This is a genomic window from Rhizobium sp. ZW T2_16, from assembly GCF_044987325.1.
Taxonomy (GTDB): Bacteria; Pseudomonadota; Alphaproteobacteria; order Rhizobiales; family Rhizobiaceae; genus Neorhizobium; species Neorhizobium cellulosilyticum.
In genome coordinates this window covers 190,380-203,349 of record NZ_JBJDRG010000006.1, presented here as the reverse complement: position 1 = coordinate 203,349, position 12,970 = coordinate 190,380, and the positions used below count along the sequence as shown (strand labels likewise).

The window sequence follows — 12,970 nt, the reverse complement described above, 5'->3', positions numbered from 1 at the left end:
CATGAACGTCGCTTCCCGTCCGAACGACATCCAGGCCGTCATCGAAGCCGATCGCGCCCATGTCTGGCACCATCTCTCGCAGCACAAGCAATATGAGAGCGTCGACCCGAAGATCTATGTCGAGGGCAAGGGCACGCGTGTGTGGGATGCGACCGGCAAGGAATATCTTGATGCGGTCGCCGGTGCCGTCTGGACCGTCAATGTCGGCTATGGCCGCACGACGATTGCCGATGCGGTGCGAGACCAATTGATAAAACTCAACTATTTCGCGGGCGCGGCCGGCAATGTTCCGGCTGCACTCTTTGCCGAAAAGCTGATCGAAAAAATGCCGGGCATGACCCGCGTCTATTATTCGAACTCCGGCTCGGAAGCGAACGAGAAGGTGTTCAAGATGGTGCGCCAGATCGCGCACCGGAAACACAATGGCGGCAAATACAAGATCCTCTACCGCGACCGCGACTACCACGGCACGACGCTCGGCACGCTCGCCGCAGCCGGCCAGAAGGAACGCCGCGAGCAATATGGCCCGATGCCGGAAGGCTTCGTCGAGGTGCCGCATTGCCTGGAATATCGCAGCCAGTGGGGTGACGTGGACGATTACGGCCTGCGCGCCGCAAACGCGATCGAAGAAGTCATCCTGCGTGAAGACCCGGAAACCGTTGGTCTTCTGTGCCTGGAACCGGTCACTGCCGGCGGCGGCGTCATCACCCCGCCGAAGGGCTATTGGGAACGCGTGCAGGAAATCTGCCGCAAATACGATGTCCTGCTGCATATCGACGAAGTCGTCTGCGGTATGGGCCGCACCGGAAAATGGTTCGGTTACCAGCACTACGGTATCGAGCCCGATTTCGTCACCATGGCGAAGGGCGTCGCCTCGGGTTACGCAGCGATCTCCTGCACGGTGACGACCGAAAAGGTCTTCGAGATGTTCAAGGACGATCCGACCGACCCGATGTCCTATTTCCGCGACATCTCCACCTTCGGCGGCTGCACGTCCGGACCGGCCGCAGCGCTTGAAAACATGCGCATTATCGAGGACGAAGGCCTGCTCGAAAACACGCTGAAAATGGGCGAGCGGCTGATGAACAACCTGCGCGAATTGCAGAGCCGCCATCAGGTGATCGGCGATGTCCGTGGCCTCGGCCTGTTCTGCGGCGCGGAGCTGGTGATGGATCGCGCAACCAAGGAACCGGCACCGGAAAAGATGGTCCAGGCCGTCACCGCCGATTGCCTGGCGCAGGGCGTCATAATCGGCGCCACCAACCGCTCGGTCCCCGGCCTCAACAACACGCTGTGCATGAGCCCGCCGCTGATCATTAATGCCAGCGAAATCGACCAGATCACCGGTGCCATCGACAGGGCCCTGACCAAGGTATTCGGCTGACTGCCACGAAAAGCGGGCCGGAGTTTCGAGACGCGGCCCGCATCATTTCGCACGATATGAGCGGCAATGCCGCGTGGGAACCTGCATGACCAATTCCGAATTCCGCCCGATCTCGGGTGTTGATCTGCCGCGCTTTGCAGGCATCGCCACCTTCATGCGCCTGCCGCATATTGCACTGGACGACGAACGTTTGAGCAAGGTCGATATCGGCCTGATCGGGGTGCCATGGGATGGCGGCACGACCAACCGCCCCGGACCCCGCCATGCACCGCGCCAGTTGCGCGATCTCTCCAGCATGGTCCGGCACGAGAATGGTGCAACGCGGATCAGGCCTTATGATCTCGCAAACTGCGCCGATCTGGGCGATGTCGGGCCGAACCCGGCCGATGTCGAGGATTCGATGAAGCGCATCACCGCCTTCTACGATCGGGTGAAAGCAGCCGGCATCATGCCGTTGACCGCCGGCGGCGATCATCTTTCGTCATTGCCTATCCTGCGCTCGCTCGGCCGCGACAGGCCGCTCGGCATGATCCATTTCGACAGCCACACCGACCTCTTCCATTCCTATTTCGGCGGCTTCAAATACACCCACGGAACGCCCTTCCGCCGTGCCGTCGAGGAAGGCCTGCTCGATCCGAAGCGCGTCTGCATGATCGGTATCCGTGGCCCGGCCTATGATTTCGAGGACCGTGACTTCGCCGATGCGGTTGGCATTCGCGTCATCCCGATCGAGGAATTTCATGCCCGCGGTGTCGAGGACATCATGGTTGAGGCCAGGGAAATTGCCGGTTCGGGCGAGACCTATGTCAGCTATGACATCGATTTCATCGATCCGGCCTTTGCACCCGGAACCGGCACACCGGAGATCGGCGGCCCGAACAGTTTTCAGGCACTTCAGGTCGTGCGGGCCTTGCGCGGGCTCAATATCGTCGGCGCCGACATGGTGGAGGTCTCGCCGCCATTCGACACGAGCGGCGCTACCGCCTTCCTCGGCATAACCGTGATGTTCGAATTGCTCTGCATCATGGCCGAAATCATTGGCAAGCGTCGCGGCACCAACTAGCGCCGATCACACCGCATTCGCCATGGCGGCATCGTTGAGAAGCCCGCTGATAGCGGAGATCAACTGTGCCGGCACGAAGGGTTTCTGGATCAGCACGCTGTTTGGCACGCCATGCGACGTCCATTCAGCCGCGCTATCAGCCGTCACATAGACGACGGGAATGTTCGACTGACACTGCCGCGCATGGCGGCCGACCTGCCAGCCGTTCGCACCTTTGCCAAGGCGGATATCGGTGATAACGCCCGAAAACTGGGCGGCATCCGCATCCAGCGCGGCAATTGCCTCTTCTGCGGAAGCGAAGGACGCAACCTCGAAGCCGTTTTCGATCAACAACTCCTCGGCATCGAGCCGCAGAAGATGGTCGTCTTCGACCAGAAGCAATTGAATTGATGCGTCATCCGCCATGGTCCGTCCTATCGGATGCAGCGGTAAGACAAGAAGCCCGCATCCCAGTTTCAGGTTCCGACTTCACCGTCGTCACCATCCCGTCCGGCCGCCTAACGCGATCAAGGGCAAGTAGTTCCCCATTCTGATACAATCTTCGAAAATGCTAAGCCACCGTGATATCCTTGCATCATCGGTCGCTTCAGATCGAGACGCTGCAGGCCTGAGGGGGCCGCCTGCAGCGCCTCGACACGGCACGCGTGCAGTCGCCTATTGCAGCGCGACGGCACGGTCCGGACGGGAGAAATAACGACGCCAGGCGCTGGGAGTGGTGCCGGTGACGCGCCGGAACACGCGGGATAGATGAGACTGGTCGGCCAGTCCGCAATCGAGGGCGATCTCGCAGAGCGGCGCATTGGTGGTCAACATACGCTGCTTGGCATACTCCACCCGGCAAGACACGACATAGCTGTGCGGAGGAACGCCGAAGGTTGCCTTGAATGCCGCGGAAAAATAACTTGTGCTGAGGCGAACCTGCTGCGCCAGTTCATCGAGCGGAATGCCATGTCCGATACGCGCTTCGATATATAGCTTCACCTTCTTGACCTGCCAGGGAGCAAGGCCACCGGTCGTGCCCTGCTTTTCAGGCCTGACAGATGCAACCGGTTCCACAAGCCGCAATTGGGCAGGCTGGCGTTCGGTGATTTTGGCGTCGATGGAAAAGGGATTTTCTGGATATAGGCCTGTGAGATCGGCATAGATGGTGCTCATATCGAGCGGGTTGATCTGACGGGCGACAACAGCTGCGGTGGCGGACATCTGCGCTCTCCTGTGGGTCTGTTGAATTTTCACCAGTCCATATTGAGATGACCGCCGCCAATCGGATATTCTACAGTCAGTCAGTTTTCGCACACATGGGTTTTAGCCTCATATACTCGGGTATGATTGCCCTTGGCGGAAGCTGCCGCGTAGGGTCGGTTAGAGCTTGAATCACGGCAATTTCAATGAATTGAGGATATGACGGAAAGCCCAATCATTCTGGTTGTCGATGACGAGCCGCTGATCCGGCAGGCACTCGACACTCTGCTTCGCTCCGTCGGTTACCGCGTGCGGACATTTGCGACCGCGCTCGACCTCTATGAGGACGATTGCCTTCCCGAGGCCAGCTGCCTGATCCTCGATATCCGGCTTCCCTTCACCAGCGGACTGGATTTCCAGCAGAAACTCACCGATCGCGGCATCGTCGTTCCGATCATATTCGTTACCGCACATGGCGATATCCCGATGACGGTGCGCGCCATGAAGGCTGGAGCCGCAGACTTTCTTTCCAAGCCGTTCCGGGATCAGGACATTCTCGATTCCGTCGCCTCGGCCGTGCTGAAGCATCAGGAATTCCTGGGCTCCAGCAAAACCGAGGCTGACCTGAAATCCCGCTATACCCAGCTTTCTCCGCGCGAACAGCAGATCATGGCCATGGCAACGGCCGGTCTGATGAATAAGCAGATCGCCGGCGAACTGGGCCTAAGCGAGATCACCGTGAAGATCCATCGCGGCAAGGTAAGTCGCAAGATGAGCGCGAAAACCTTCGCTGATCTTGTGAAGATGGCAGAGTTGCTCGGCCTGTCGCACCGTTAAGCATTTCGCGCAAAAGTGCGAAGCGATTTTGCGTCAAAGAAATGCGATGAAGCAAACATCAAAGCGTTTGGAACATACCCGAAAGATAGCGACACGCTTTGGAATGAGCCGAATAAACCCCCGTATAATTTAAACCCTTGGCTCAGAGGCGCATATTACAGGGAAAGAGAAAGACCGGGTTTCCCGGAGATTGGTTCATACCCGTTGAAAGCGCCTGTCATCATTGCCATCATCGACGACGAAGAGAACATCCGTCGCGGGATGAGCGGCCTTTTGCGATCACTCGGTTACGAAGCGCGCAGCTTTGAATCCGCAGAAGCGTTCCTCGCCACCACCGCAGCAGCCGACTGTTCGTGCATCGTCTCCGATGTGCATATGGATGGCATGAGCGGCATCGACCTCTTCCAGACGCTTTCAGCGCGCGGAAGCGAGGTTCCGTTCATCTTCGTCACCGCCTTTGCCGAAGAGGTCGGGCGGCTTAGTCTGGGCAAGGACACTTGCGTCCTGCCAAAACCTTTCAAGGTCGATATTCTCATCGACTGCATCGAAAAGGCAACGCAGCCGGCAACCTGAACACTCAAGGAAGCAGCGCATGTGCACGCATCATAACTTCATCAGAAAAGTGACCCCGAAGACCCGCGGTTGCGAGGAATGTCTGGAGCTTGGCATGACCTGGGTTCATCTGAGGCTATGCCGCGAATGCGGTCATGTGGGCTGCTGTGACCAATCGGAAGGCAAGCATGCGACAGCCCATTTCAGGCACACGCGCCACCCGATCATCGAAGGCTACGATCCACCGGAAGGCTGGGGATGGTGCTATATCGACGAAGAGATCGTCGACTTGCCCGACCAGACACCGCAGGTCGGCTCGATCCCTCGTTACGTGTAAAAGTTCAAGAGAAAGGGCAGCGGTTCAATGAACCGCTGCGAGGTACTGATGGATCGCGGCGACGACAACCGATCCCTCACCCACGGCTGATGCCACCCGCTTGACGGATCCGGCCCGCACGTCGCCTACGGCAAAGATGCCCCGCTTGCTGGCGGCATAGGGATGCCGTGTCATATCGTCGGAGGAAAGGCCGGTACAGACGAAGCCTTGCCGGTCGAGTTCCAGGCATCCGTCGAGCCAGTCGGTATTGGGGTCCGCCCCGATCATCACGAACAGGTTGGAGGCATTGCAGCGTGACGTCTCCCCGCTCGTGCGATCGATCCAGGTCACGGTTTCCAGCCCGTGTTCTCCGCCAAGCTCGGTAATCTCGCATCCCTCGCAAAGGGTGATATGCGGCGAGCTCTTGATACGCTGGACAAGATAGTCGGACATGGTCGCGGAAATCTTGCTGCGCACCAGCATATGCACGTGACGCGCGGTCCGGGAAAGAAACACCGCTGCCTGCCCTGCCGAATTGCCGCCACCGACAATGACGACTTCCTGACCCGAACAGATCTGGCCTTCCATCGCGGTTGCCGCATACTGGATGCCGCGACCTTCAAACCTTGCATAATCGGGAATATCGAGCTTGCGATAACGCGCGCCGGTCGCAACCACGACAGTCTTCGTGCTGACCAAACGGCCATCGCTCAGGCCCACCACATAAGGCGAGTTTGAGCAATCGAGCGATGCGGCGCTTCGCGACACGCAAAGCCGTGCGCCAAATTTCTGTGCCTGGATATGGGCGCGCCCCGCAAGCGCCAGCCCGGAAATACCGGTCGGGAACCCGAGATAATTCTCGATCTTCGACGACGTGCCGGCCTGGCCGCCCGGCGCCATGGTTTCGATGACCAGTGTCTTCAGCCCTTCCGAGGCGGCATAGACCGCCGATGCAAGCCCGGCCGGTCCCGCGCCAAGCACCACGACGTCATAAAGCGCATCGTCTTCCGGCGGTTCGAAAAGCCCCAGCTCATCGGCCAGTGTTTCATTGGTCGGCTGCTTGAGAACGCCGTGATCCGGCGTGATCAGGGCCGGAAGATCATCTGCATCGATCCCGAACCTCTGCATCACGGCAGGTGCATCCGCATCACTCGCGCCCATGATCGTGACGGGATAGAGATTGCGGATAAGAAACCGCTGAACGCCGAGCAACTCTCCACTTTCCTTATGCCCGATGAGAATGCCGCCACCTGTCGCGTGGCGCACGAAGCCGGCGCGGCGAAGGATGTAGGATCGGATGATCGTCTCGCCGATATCCGGCTCTCCGGTGATCAACGCACGGAATTTTTCATGGCAAACACGGATCACCCGCGAGCCGGCAAGGCAGAGGCCGGACAGCAGAATGCTGCGGTGGGTGAACATGTTCTGCTCACCACTGAACTGACCCCGCTTGTAGCTGTAGAGATGATGCCGGCCCTGGATGGGATCGTCGGCGAACATCTGCAGCTCGCCGTCCAGAACCAGAAGGAAATCGATCGAATGATCGCCTCGACGGAAGACAAAGGTGTCCTCCTCGATCTGCTCCTCCGTCCCGTATGGGCGGATGCGTTCGATCATCTCGTCTGTCAGTGCGGGAAAGGTCTGCGCCGGGCGTATCCACGGATCGGTGGGATCGACAGGAAGATCAGGCATGCAAAGCTCCCGTCACGACATCAACCGATAATCGCGGATTTTATCAACGAAAAGCCGGCATCCGCAATACGGATGCCGGGGAAGCACATATTACTTGTTGGTGTCGCGCAGGATCTCGAACAGGAACCAGGCGCGCTTTTCAGACTCGTCGATCCAGTTTTCGAGCAGGCTGGCTGTGCCGACATCGTTGTGCTCGTCGCAGACATCATGCAGTTCGCGCATGCTGGCGATGAGGGAAGCATTGTCTTCACGCAATTCCGCCAGCATTTCATGCGGATGGACGAAATCGGCGTCGTTGTCCTCGATCCGCTGCTTGCGCGAAATATCCCCGATCGAGCGCAGCGTGTTGCCGCCGATCTTGCGGACGCGTTCGGCCAGCGGGTCGGTCATCGCCAGCAGCTCATCACCGTGATCGTCCAGCATCAGGTGGAAATCGCGGAAATGCATACCGGACATATGCCAGTGGAAATTCTTGGTCTTGAGATAAAGCGCAAAGACATCGGCGAGCAGCGCATTGGCGCCGCCGGAAATGTCCTTGGTTGCCTCGGCGCCGAGACCTGTCGGGGTCTTGAGATCTGCCGAGCGGCGAGATTTGGCGGTCTGTTCCATGATCATATCCTTCATTGAGATTTGAATTACGCGGTTCTGAACGACGCCGGCGGATCGCTTGCAGGAAACGTCTCGCGCAACGCCTCGTCGACATCCTCATCGGTCTCGACATGGGCCGCGGGCGCTCTCGCAACGACGAGATCGAGTGGTTCGGGCAGGCTTTCGAGACCGTCACGCAGAACGTCTTCCGCGTCTTGACGCTTGTTCGTCATGTCATGCCTCCAATTTTGCTGCGAACACCCACGCCGCCACTCTGACAAATGAGGTTACGATGTTTGTGTTCCACGGATGAGACAATATCGCCCTGCCCTGCGCGCGACTTGGACAAATCCATCTGAGCGAGCAGTGCAGCCTGCATTTCGACAGCAACCCAAACGAGCCGGTTGCGTAATTTTGGACAATTCAGGATTATTTCAGAGAAGCATATCACGCAATTCTCCGATAGTCTGTCGCAAGAATGGGGCAATAGCGATCCGGCACGAATTGTCGATCAAGGGGACTGGTCTTGCAGGGCGACATGACGAATTGGATGCGGCGATCCGGGAACCGGCCGGGTGTGGCAGCCAGCAACAGATATCGCGTAGCTTTCGGTATTGCTTCCGGGCTCGCCATCTTCGCCATAGACACATTTACGACGCTGGCAAGCGCGGTTGCCGTGCTCTACGTGCTGGTGATCGTGCTGGCGGGTGACCTTGGCAGCAAAAAAGCTATTCGCAGGACTTCCGCAATCTGCGCAATTCTCACCCTCATCAGCTTCGCAACTTCACATGCACATAATCTCGAATCCCAGGCGACATTGCGGCTTCTCTTCAGCCTCGCCGCGAACATCGTGACGACGCTTCTCCTTCTGCGCCGCGTTGGAGACGAGGCAGCCCTTAAGGAGAGCGAGCACCGCTACCGGACGATTTTCGAGACGCTGGCCATTGCAATCTGGGAGAACGATTTCCGCTTCGTGAAGGCCGAACTCGACAAGCTGCGCCAACGTGGCATCGTCGATATACGCCCGTATCTTGCAGACAATCACGATTTTGTCGTCAGAATGCGCAAGGCCGTTCGGATCACCGACGTCAACCAGACCGCGCTGAAGCTGATGGGCGTTCCCTCCAAGGATGAGTTCTTCCGCACGCTCGACGATTTTCTTCCTGACAACGATGGCGGTTTCGCCCATTTCCTCGCGGGGATTTTCGAAGGCCAGACCGAATTTCAGTCGGAAACCACCGTGCGCAGCCAGGATGGCAGACTGATCCCTATCCTGGTCGCCCTCAGCTTTCCGAAGGACGGTTCCGGTCTCGACCGCATACAGGCCAGCATCGTCGACATGACCGAGCGGCACCAGTTCCAGGAAGCGCTGGAAACGTCGCGGCAGGAACTGGAACAGGCGTCTCGCGCCGCGATGATCGGCGAAATCTCGGCCTCGATTGCCCATGAAGTTAACCAGCCGCTTTCGGCTATCATGACTTTCGTGCAGGCGGGAACGCGCTGGCTGAACCGGCAGCCGCCGGATATCGATGAGGCGAAGCTAGCCCTGCAGGACGCCGTTGCAGCGACTGAACATGCCGCCCAGGTCGTCAAGCGCGTGCGGATGCTGCTCGGCAAGTCAAAATCGGAAAATGCGGAAGTCACGGTCGATGCCGCAATCGCCGATGCGGTGCAACTGAAGCAGAAGGAACTTGCGGTCGACGGCGTTCAGGTGAGCCTGTCGCTGATGGCCCAAGGGGGGACGGTTCGTGGCGACCGGGTTCTGCTGCAGCAGGTTTTCCTCAACATCATATCCAACGCCATGCATGCGATGGAGACGGCGGACACGCGCGCACTCACGATCCAGAGCAGTCTCACCGACGAAGGTATCGCAATCCGCTTTACCGACAGTGGTGCTGGGCTGGGTTCGATGGCGCCGGAAACCCTATTCAAGCCGTTCAACACGACCAAGCCGAATGGCATGGGCCTCGGTCTTGCCATGTGCCGCTCGATCATGATGGCGCATAGCGGCACGATCTCGATCCGCGACCGGATGGACGGACAAGGCGCGATCGTCGAGGTCAGGTTGCCGCTCGCGGTGGATGAGGAAGAAGCGGTGACGCTGACCGCCTGACAAAAATGCTAGACGTTCGAAGGCGGCAGCTTTGCCACGGCCGCTTTCAACGCCACGCCGCTGACGCGGGTCTTCATCATATCCTTGACCAGCGCGGCAATGACCTCGGCAGCCTCACGGATCGGCAGACCACCATCGCGGATATTGGAGACGCAGTTGCGGCCGGAATCCGGGTTCCCCGACTTCGGACCATAAGTAATGTAGGCTCCGAGACTGTCTGCGGCGGAAAGGCCCGGACGTTCCCCGACAAGCACGATCGTCAGTTTTACGCCAAGCGCTTCACCTGCGGGATCACCGAGCGCCACCCTTGCCTGATTGGCCATCACGATCGGCGCGGCCGAAAGGTTGAGCGTGGTGAGTTTCGGAGAGAGCGCCTCGATCAGCGGCACGGCATTGAGATCGACCGCACTGGACGACAAACCGTCCGCGACGACAATCGCCACGTCGTAGCCCTTGCCCGTCCCCGCCTGTTTCAGTCGCTCAGTCGATTCCGGCGCGAGCAACCGGCCAAGATCCGGTCGCCGAACATAGATGCTGCGATCAGGAGCCATGCTGTCGACCCCGATCACAGACAAGCCGATGCGGTTCAGCCGGTCGGTGAGCGAGGCTTGGTCGACACTCGTCCACACCGCTTCGCGTGCTCGCGCATGATCGAGCAGAAAGGAAAGCTGCGCCTGCGTCGGAAGACCCGCACCATGGCGGCCGAGCGACACGCGCGCATCGGTCATTTCCTTAAGGTCCAGCGTCTTTTCGGCAGCGGAGGGTTCGATCACCTTTGCCATGTCAGGCTCCGATCAATGCGCTGCTGCGGACATAGTTGGAAAGTGCTGCCGGCTCGCCGATCAATGCACCATCACGATCCGTCAGCCCGATCTCGGAAAGCCACTGTTCGAACTCAGGTGCAGGCGGCCGCTTCAGCGTCTCGCGGCAATAGACGGCGTCGTGATGCGACAGCGACTGATAGTTCAGCATGATGTCGTCGGCACCCGGAACAGTGATGACGAAATTGACATTGGCCGCGCAGAGAAGCGTCAGCAGCGTATCCATGTCTTCCTGATCGGCATCGGCATGGTTGGTGTAGCAGACGTCGACGCCCATCGGCAGACCCAGGAGCTTGCCGCAGAAATGATCCTCGATGCCGGCGCGGATGATCTGCTTGCCGTTGAACAGATATTCCGGCCCGATGAAGCCGACGACGGTGTTGACGAGCAGCGGATCGAATTCGCGCGCGACCGCATAGGCGCGCACTTCCATTGTCTGCTGATCGACGCCGAAATGCGCGTCGGCGGAAAGGGCGGCACCCTGCCCCGTCTCGAAATACATCACGTTTGCGCCCGGCATGCCGCGGTTGAGCGACCGTCCAGCCTCATGCGCTTCCTTCAGCAGCGCCAGATCGACACCGAAGCCGCGATTGGCCTTTTCCGATCCGGCCACCGACTGGAAAACAAGATCGACCGGCGCGCCGCGTTCGATCGCATGGATCGCAGTCGTCACATGACCGAGACAGCAAGTCTGGGTCGGGATCGCCAGCTTCTCGCGTAACTCGTCGAGCAACGAGACGATACGGATATAGTCCTCGGTACTGTCGGTCGCCGGATTGACGCCGATCACGGCATCGCCCGATCCCATCAGCAGCCCGTCGATAGCCGACGCGATCATGCCGCGGCTGTCGTCGGTCGGATGGTTCGGCTGGTTGCGGGTGGAAAGCCGCCCTGCAAGCCCGATCGTATTGCGGAAACGGGTGACGACGCGGCGCTTTGCCGATACCGCGATCATGTCCTGCAGCCGCATGATCTTCGACACCGCCGCGACCATTTCCGGCGTCAGGCCCCAGGTGACTGCCTCCAGCCGCTCATGCGTCGTCTCGGGCTTGAGCAACCACTCGCGGAACTCGCCGATGGTGAGCGAGGAGACCGCAGAAAAGGCTGCCGGATCGTGTCGTGTGGCGATCAGTCGGGAAACCTCGTCATCATCAGACGAGATCAGTTCCTCGCCGAGAAACGCCTTCAACGGCAGATCGGCCAGCGCCATCTGCGCCGCCAGCCGCTCGACCGGGCCTTCCGCAGCAATGCCGGCCAGCTGGTCACCGGAACGTTCCGGCGTCGCCTTCGCCAGCAGCGTTTTCAGGTCATCGAAGCGAAAGACAGTCTGCTCGATCGTCGTCTTGTAGGCCATGAAGGATCAACCCATTGAAAAAGCGTGCGCAGTCAGCCTCCCTGGAAAACACGGCTTCCTCCAAAGCGCTATCTTCCAAACCGATTAAGCACGACAAACACTTCGCTTTTCAAGGTCAAACTTGATCTGTCGCAACGGAGACGTGCTTGACCTGCGAGCGCGGTCCAATATCTACGCCGCATGGAATCTCACGGCGCCCCGAACACATCCCGTTTCGATATCAATTCGCTGCGGGAAACCATCCGCCGCATAGCCAGGGGCCGCGATGCCTGGGCCTTGCGCTGGCAGGCTCTGCTTGCCTTCATCGACATCTGCATACTCGCATTCTTTCTGCTCGGCCCATACCTGCGTGACGGGCCGTCATATCTGATCATCGACTATATGATCGCCGTCTGGGTGGGTTTCGAGCTGACAGCCCGTTCGCTTGCCGCCCCATCCTTTGGCCGCTTCCTGAAAATGCCGATGACCTGGGTCGACCTTTTCATCCTCGCAACCTTGCTGTTTCCCGACACGCTCTTCAACTTCGCCTTCCTGCGCGTCATGCGGATCTGGGCGATCGGCAGGAGCCCGCTTCTGAAAGAGGTCATGCGGCGCTTCGGCTGCCTGCATCTGGAAGACGTCACACGCGCCTGCCTAAATTTCATCGTCTTTCTCTTCGTGGTGACGGGTTTCGTCTACACGAGCTTCTTCTATGACCGCCCCGGCGGAGAAGGTTTCGTCGATGCGCTTTATTTCACCGTCGCAACCATCACCACTACCGGCTTCGGCGACATCACGCTTCCTGGCACGCTCGGCAAGCTGACCTCCGTCTTCACCATGATCATCGGCATCTCGCTGTTTGTGCGGCTGGCGCAGGCGATCATCCGGCCGCCCAAGGTGCGCTTCCCCTGCCCCGAATGCGGGCTGCAGCGGCACGATACCGATGCCGTGCATTGCAAGGCCTGTGGTCACCTTCTGAACATTCCCGATGAAGGTGATTGATCGGCATGAAGCGCTTTGATCCGATGGCGTGATGATCATCCTTCCGTGTCGTATATCGACTGGGCCGGGCCGCGAACTGTCGCTAAT

14 protein-coding genes are annotated in these 12,970 nt (G+C 59.3%); 7 read left to right on the top strand and 7 right to left on the bottom strand.

Annotated features, from left to right (window positions below):
- Position 1 precedes the first annotated feature (1 nt).
- Complete coding sequence (locus ACI3K0_RS17110; protein ID WP_404945754.1) at positions 2 to 1,384, top strand: aspartate aminotransferase family protein; 1,383 nt, start codon at positions 2 to 4, stop codon at positions 1,382 to 1,384.
- An 85-nt stretch (positions 1,385 to 1,469) separates the two neighbouring features.
- The gene (locus tag ACI3K0_RS17105) at positions 1,470 to 2,447 is read left to right on the top strand and encodes an agmatinase (RefSeq protein ID WP_404945753.1); all 978 of its coding nucleotides are present in this window, start codon (positions 1,470 to 1,472) and stop codon (positions 2,445 to 2,447) included.
- Between the two features lie 6 nt (positions 2,448 to 2,453).
- On the opposite strand, the gene ACI3K0_RS17100 is transcribed toward ACI3K0_RS17105, so the two are convergent.
- Both ACI3K0_RS17100 and ACI3K0_RS17095 read right to left on the bottom strand, forming a co-directional pair.
- Positions 2,454 to 2,852: a response regulator gene (locus tag ACI3K0_RS17100; RefSeq protein ID WP_148143032.1), complete on the bottom strand. Its 399-nt coding sequence runs from the start codon at positions 2,850 to 2,852 to the stop codon at positions 2,454 to 2,456.
- Positions 2,853 to 3,101: 249 nt separating this feature from the next.
- Entirely contained in the window at positions 3,102 to 3,650 is a 549-nt protein-coding gene (locus ACI3K0_RS17095) for a helix-turn-helix domain-containing protein (RefSeq protein WP_404945752.1), read from the bottom strand.
- A 198-nt stretch (positions 3,651 to 3,848) separates the two neighbouring features.
- Here ACI3K0_RS17095 and ACI3K0_RS17090 point away from each other — a divergent pair, with 198 nt between their 5' ends.
- The 3 genes from ACI3K0_RS17090 (at position 3,849) to ACI3K0_RS17080 (ending at position 5,355) form a co-directional block, all read left to right on the top strand.
- Positions 3,849 to 4,466: a response regulator transcription factor gene (locus ACI3K0_RS17090; RefSeq protein WP_148143030.1), complete on the top strand. Its 618-nt coding sequence runs from the start codon at positions 3,849 to 3,851 to the stop codon at positions 4,464 to 4,466.
- 204 nt (positions 4,467 to 4,670) lie between these two features.
- Positions 4,671 to 5,039, top strand: coding sequence for a response regulator transcription factor (locus ACI3K0_RS17085; RefSeq protein ID WP_206823623.1), 369 nt, complete (start codon positions 4,671 to 4,673; stop codon positions 5,037 to 5,039).
- A 19-nt stretch (positions 5,040 to 5,058) separates the two neighbouring features.
- Complete coding sequence (locus ACI3K0_RS17080; protein ID WP_404945751.1) at positions 5,059 to 5,355, top strand: UBP-type zinc finger domain-containing protein; 297 nt, start codon at positions 5,059 to 5,061, stop codon at positions 5,353 to 5,355.
- 24 nt (positions 5,356 to 5,379) lie between these two features.
- Here ACI3K0_RS17080 and ACI3K0_RS17075 read toward each other — a convergent pair whose 3' ends face one another.
- The 3 genes from ACI3K0_RS17075 to ACI3K0_RS17065 form a co-directional block, all read right to left on the bottom strand.
- A complete protein-coding gene (locus ACI3K0_RS17075) occupies positions 5,380 to 7,026 on the bottom strand; it encodes an FAD-dependent oxidoreductase (RefSeq protein ID WP_404945750.1) in 1,647 nt (548 codons plus the stop codon).
- Positions 7,027 to 7,116: 90 nt separating this feature from the next.
- On the bottom strand, positions 7,117 to 7,635 hold the full coding sequence (locus tag ACI3K0_RS17070; protein WP_404945749.1) for a Dps family protein: 519 nt from the start codon (positions 7,633 to 7,635) through the stop codon (positions 7,117 to 7,119).
- 26 nt (positions 7,636 to 7,661) lie between these two features.
- Positions 7,662 to 7,847: a hypothetical protein gene (locus ACI3K0_RS17065; protein ID WP_148143025.1), complete on the bottom strand. Its 186-nt coding sequence runs from the start codon at positions 7,845 to 7,847 to the stop codon at positions 7,662 to 7,664.
- Positions 7,848 to 8,152: 305 nt separating this feature from the next.
- On the opposite strand from ACI3K0_RS17065, the gene ACI3K0_RS17060 reads away from it, so the two are divergent.
- Positions 8,153 to 9,727, top strand: coding sequence for a sensor histidine kinase (locus ACI3K0_RS17060; protein WP_404945748.1), 1,575 nt, complete (start codon positions 8,153 to 8,155; stop codon positions 9,725 to 9,727).
- Positions 9,728 to 9,735: 8 nt separating this feature from the next.
- Here the strand turns inward: ACI3K0_RS17060 and eutC are convergent, their stop codons facing one another.
- Both eutC and ACI3K0_RS17050 read right to left on the bottom strand, forming a co-directional pair.
- Positions 9,736 to 10,509 (bottom strand): ethanolamine ammonia-lyase subunit EutC, encoded by a 774-nt coding sequence (eutC, locus tag ACI3K0_RS17055; protein ID WP_404945747.1) that lies wholly within the window; start codon positions 10,507 to 10,509, stop codon positions 9,736 to 9,738.
- 1 nt (position 10,510) lies between these two features.
- Positions 10,511 to 11,902 carry an ethanolamine ammonia-lyase subunit EutB gene (locus ACI3K0_RS17050; protein ID WP_404945746.1) on the bottom strand — a complete coding sequence of 464 codons (1,392 nt, stop codon included), beginning with the start codon at positions 11,900 to 11,902 and terminating at the stop codon, positions 10,511 to 10,513.
- A 180-nt stretch (positions 11,903 to 12,082) separates the two neighbouring features.
- Here ACI3K0_RS17050 and ACI3K0_RS17045 point away from each other — a divergent pair, with 180 nt between their 5' ends.
- Positions 12,083 to 12,883: a potassium channel family protein gene (locus tag ACI3K0_RS17045; protein WP_404945745.1), complete on the top strand. Its 801-nt coding sequence runs from the start codon at positions 12,083 to 12,085 to the stop codon at positions 12,881 to 12,883.
- Positions 12,884 to 12,970: the final 87 nt, after the last annotated feature.

Excerpts from the sequence above, each read along its gene's own strand:
- ACI3K0_RS17110 (WP_404945754.1), top strand. The coding sequence starts at position 2 with ATGAACGTCGCTTCCCGTCCGAACGACATCCAGGCCGTCATCGAAGCC.
- ACI3K0_RS17105 (WP_404945753.1), top strand. The coding sequence starts at position 1,470 with ATGACCAATTCCGAATTCCGCCCGATCTCGGGTGTTGATCTGCCGCGC.
- ACI3K0_RS17100 (WP_148143032.1), bottom strand. The coding sequence starts at position 2,852 with ATGGCGGATGACGCATCAATTCAATTGCTTCTGGTCGAAGACGACCAT.
- ACI3K0_RS17095 (WP_404945752.1), bottom strand. The coding sequence starts at position 3,650 with ATGTCCGCCACCGCAGCTGTTGTCGCCCGTCAGATCAACCCGCTCGAT.
- ACI3K0_RS17090 (WP_148143030.1), top strand. The coding sequence starts at position 3,849 with ATGACGGAAAGCCCAATCATTCTGGTTGTCGATGACGAGCCGCTGATC.
- ACI3K0_RS17080 (WP_404945751.1), top strand. The coding sequence starts at position 5,059 with ATGTGCACGCATCATAACTTCATCAGAAAAGTGACCCCGAAGACCCGC.
- ACI3K0_RS17075 (WP_404945750.1), bottom strand. The coding sequence starts at position 7,026 with ATGCCTGATCTTCCTGTCGATCCCACCGATCCGTGGATACGCCCGGCG.
- ACI3K0_RS17070 (WP_404945749.1), bottom strand. The coding sequence starts at position 7,635 with ATGGAACAGACCGCCAAATCTCGCCGCTCGGCAGATCTCAAGACCCCG.
- ACI3K0_RS17065 (WP_148143025.1), bottom strand. The coding sequence starts at position 7,847 with ATGACGAACAAGCGTCAAGACGCGGAAGACGTTCTGCGTGACGGTCTC.
- ACI3K0_RS17060 (WP_404945748.1), top strand. The coding sequence starts at position 8,153 with ATGACGAATTGGATGCGGCGATCCGGGAACCGGCCGGGTGTGGCAGCC.
- eutC (WP_404945747.1), bottom strand. The coding sequence starts at position 10,509 with ATGGCAAAGGTGATCGAACCCTCCGCTGCCGAAAAGACGCTGGACCTT.
- ACI3K0_RS17050 (WP_404945746.1), bottom strand. The coding sequence starts at position 11,902 with ATGGCCTACAAGACGACGATCGAGCAGACTGTCTTTCGCTTCGATGAC.
- ACI3K0_RS17045 (WP_404945745.1), top strand. The coding sequence starts at position 12,083 with ATGGAATCTCACGGCGCCCCGAACACATCCCGTTTCGATATCAATTCG.